1 protein-coding gene is annotated in these 588 nt (G+C 75.9%); it reads left to right on the forward strand.

Features of this window, described 5'->3' with window-relative positions:
- The coding region (locus FV228_RS32110) for an alpha/beta hydrolase (RefSeq protein ID WP_147858003.1) at nucleotides 1–588 on the forward strand (588 nt) is incomplete at both ends.

Raw genomic sequence — 588 nt, forward strand, 5'->3', positions numbered from 1 at the left:
GCCGCCTACCGGGCCAGGCATCCGGCCGGCCTCGACATCCCGTACGGAACCGGCCCCCGCAACGCCCTCGACCTCTACCCGGCCCGCGACGGCTCGGCGCCCGGCCTGGTCTTCCTCCACGGCGGCTACTGGCAGCGGGGCGCCCGCGAACTGTTCGCATGCTTCGCCGAGGGGCCGAACGCCGCCGGCTGGTCGGTGGCGATGGTCGGCTACACCCTCGCCCCGGAGGCGAGCCTGACCCGGATCGCGGCCGAGATCGGCGCGGCGCTGGACTGGATCGGCGCGCACGGCCCCGCGCACGGGATCGGCGGCCCCCTGGTCCTGGCGGGCTGGTCGGCGGGCGGGCTGCTGACCGCGCTCCAGCTCGGTCATCCGGCGATCGCCGCCGGGCTCGCGATCTCGGGGGTCTACGACCTCGCGCCGATCCGCCAGACCGCCCTCGACGACAAGCTCAACCTCACGGAGGCGGAGGTCGAGGCGTTGTCGCCCCTGCGCCGTCCGGTGGTGGGCAAGCCGCTCTGCCTCGCCTACGGGAGCCGCGAGCTGCCGGCCCTGATCCACGACGCCCGCAACCTGCACGCCCTGCGC

The organism is Methylobacterium sp. WL18, from assembly GCF_008040015.1.
GTDB classification, from domain to species: Bacteria; Pseudomonadota; Alphaproteobacteria; order Rhizobiales; family Beijerinckiaceae; genus Methylobacterium; species Methylobacterium mesophilicum.